The sequence below is a fragment of the Endozoicomonas sp. ONNA2 genome (genome assembly GCF_024606365.1).
Lineage (GTDB): Bacteria > Pseudomonadota > Gammaproteobacteria > Pseudomonadales > Endozoicomonadaceae > Endozoicomonas.
The window spans coordinates 1-2875 of record NZ_JAHHPO010000234.1; the positions used below are offsets into that span (position 1 = coordinate 1).

Here is a 2875-nt window from a genome sequence, read left to right on the forward strand (position 1 = left end):
TTAATTATCTCCCTGATTTTTTTATCAAACTCTCATGATTATGGGGAGAAACCGATGGTTCCACAACTTCAGGGCATGGTAGCGAGGGAGGGCTGTGTGGGTATTAGCGCTTCTCTGCACTGGGCTGCAGACTGCAACGGTTCGGCTGGCTTTCAGATCCCGAACAGCAGAGATTCTGAAAATAAATATATTTATTCAGAAAGGGGCAAATTAAAGATGGTGCGCCAAGTCTGACGCAGTATGAAGAGAGCAGTTTGAAGCAAGATTCAAGGCCCGGCAATAGTTCCTCGCTCAATGTTATTGCTCACTGAAGAAGGCAGACCGGTGAATAATGAACTCTTTTTTCACGAAGAAGTATCTCATGCACTGTATGACCACTACGGTTAGCAACGTCCAGAGCCGTCCAGCCATATTTATTCTTCTGATTGATCTTGATGCCTTTAGCGTCCACTAATGTTTTGACGATATCTGTGTGGCCCCCAATGACAGCGCAGTGGAGAGCGGTATCGCCATCTCTATTGTTCTCATTGACATTGATGTCTTTAGCGTCCAGTAACGCCTTGACGATTTCTATGTGGCCCTGAGAGACAGCGCAGAGAAGAGCCGTTCGGCCATGGCAGAAATCCTTCGCATTGACCTTGATGTTTTTAGCGTCCCGTAACACCTTGACGATTTCTGTGTGGCTCCCAAAGACAGCGTGGTGGAGAGCGGTGTTGCCTTTGTTATCCTTATCTCTGGCCAGGAAGGGGGCAATGTCCAGCAATGCCTGGATGGTCTCCAGGTGGCCACCAAAAGCAGCTTTGTGCAGAGCCGTTTCGCCATTGCTGTCCTTCTTTTTGGACAAGGATGGGGCAATGTACAGAAATGCTTTGACGGTCTCTGTTTGGCCATTCAAGGCAGCCAAGTGAAAAGCCGTATTGCCACAGTTGTCCTTCTCTTTGGCCAGGGAGGGGGCAATGTCCAGAAATTCCTTGAAGGTCTCTGTGTGGCCATTGAGGGCAGCCAGGTGAAGAGTCGTATTGCCACAGCTGTCCTTCTCTTTGGCCAGGGAGGGGTCAATGGCCAGCAATGCCTTAATGACCTCTGTGTGGCCATTGAGCACAGCGAATTGGAGAGCCTGAACGCCCAGGGAGCGGTCAATGGCCAGCAATGCCTTGACGGCCCCGGTGACGCCATTGCGGGCAGCAAATTGGAGAGCCTCAACACCCAGGCAGGGGTCAATGGCCAGCAATGCCTTGACGGCCTTGGTGACGCCATTGCGGGCAGCGAATAGGAGAGCCTCAACGCCCAGGGAGTGGTCAATGACCAGTAATGACCTGGCGATCTCTGCCTTGCCATTAAGGGCAGCGAAGTGGAGAGCCTGAACGCCCAGGGAGCGGTCGATGACCAATAATGGCTTGACGATCCTGGCCTTGAGATTGAGGGCAGCCAAGTGGAGAGCTTCAACGCCCAGGGAGCGGTCAATGACCAGTAATGGCTTGACGATCTCTTTTTGGCCATTGAGGGCAGCTAAGTGGAGAGCCGCAACGCCCTGCAATCGGTCATTGGCCAGGAATGCCTTGACGGTCTTTGTGTGGCCATTCAAGGCAGCCAGGTGAAGAGCCGTATTGCCACACTTGTCCTTCTCTTTGGTCAGGGAGGGTTCAGTGGTCAGAAATGCCTTGACGGTCTTTGTGTCGCCATTGCGGGCAGCGAAATGGAGAGCCTCAACGCCCAGGGAGCGGTTAATGTCGAGCAACGCCTTGACGGTCTCTGTATGACCATCAAGGGTAGCCAGGTGATGGGCTGTATCAAGAATCAATGATGGTTGTTCAGAAACCTCAGTAGCCACATTCGATGTACCTGGTTGAGCTGCCGGAAGGTTAATTGGGCCCGGTTGACCGAAGTCTTCCTGCATGATGCAATCAAGCCTTGCCGTGTGCGGCAGTTGCTCCAGTGCATCCCGCAGCATACTCGCAACTTTGTATTGGTTTTGTTTTAAAGCAAGCTGGAGAGGGGGCTGCTCGTCACTGTCCCTGGCATTCAGTAGCCCTTGAACGGCTGCGGGCCTATTGATTTCCGGCAGTCTATCCATAACATAATTGCTGGTGTTACCTTGGTGACTGATAGCACTTTCTATGTTGCCACAGTGAGATTTTACATTTCTTATTCCGATCGGTCGGTCAGTACCCGAGTCCATCCTTTCAATGGAACTGCTTTTGACAGGAGTGGCTGAAGGCCTTTTTGTACTCCGCCCATCAGGTGGAAGGCTTTGGCGCCAGTCCCTGGCCCTGTAAGGTTCGGTATTTGTCAACATAGTTGTCGCCTCAACTCACCAGCTTGACTTGGCTGCCCGACAGCAGATCGGTCAGGATACTTTATCGTCCTGGTTCCAGTTCCGGTTTGGTTACTATTTAGCTCCGGGCAATAGGATTTTCAATGGTTATCAGCCAGAATTCCCGTAAAAGTCAGCAGAATACCCCTGGCATCGATGGCTTGGCATCCGCACTTCTCCGACAGGTAATAAAGTGACCATCAATCGCCGTGCATGACATGAAGCCACCCGAGAGAATCTCCATGCTCGACCAAATCAACATCGAGTAGGGAGAAATGGCAACAGTGACATGCTTCAATGGTGTGATATTCAACATATCCGAGTTGTCCACCCGCCTAATGCAGTGGCCACAATGACCCTTGTAGCCGCCGACTTTTTTTCCGGAAGACAGCCCGAGACTTGTCGAGCCATGCAAAATATGGGATTAACAAAAGATGAAATATAGAATGGTAGAAAATCACGAAAAATCCAGAGATTTTATGATGAGGCTGAACCGAAACAAATGAATCAGGAATTGTCCGGGAATAACTTCATCATTTTATTCAGTCCGGGAAAATGCCG

General features: G+C 50.7%; 2 protein-coding genes. One reads left to right on the forward strand and one right to left on the reverse strand.

Going from position 1 to position 2875, the window contains the following annotated elements; all coding sequences use genetic code 11:
* Positions 1 to 234, forward strand: a 234-nt coding sequence (locus tag KDK14_RS04285; RefSeq protein ID WP_257263783.1) for a hypothetical protein, incomplete at its 5' end; no start/stop codon positions are given.
* A gap of 70 nt (positions 235 to 304) precedes the next feature.
* On the opposite strand, the gene KDK14_RS04290 is transcribed toward KDK14_RS04285, so the two are convergent.
* Entirely contained in the window at positions 305 to 2074 is a 1770-nt protein-coding gene (locus KDK14_RS04290) for an ankyrin repeat domain-containing protein (RefSeq protein ID WP_257263784.1), read from the reverse strand.
* Positions 2075 to 2875: the final 801 nt, after the last annotated feature.

Bases quoted from the DNA above. Each gene is read 5' to 3' on its own strand.
- KDK14_RS04290 (WP_257263784.1), bottom strand. From the start codon at position 2,074: ATGGATAGACTGCCGGAAATCAATAGGCCCGCAGCCGTTCAAGGGCTA.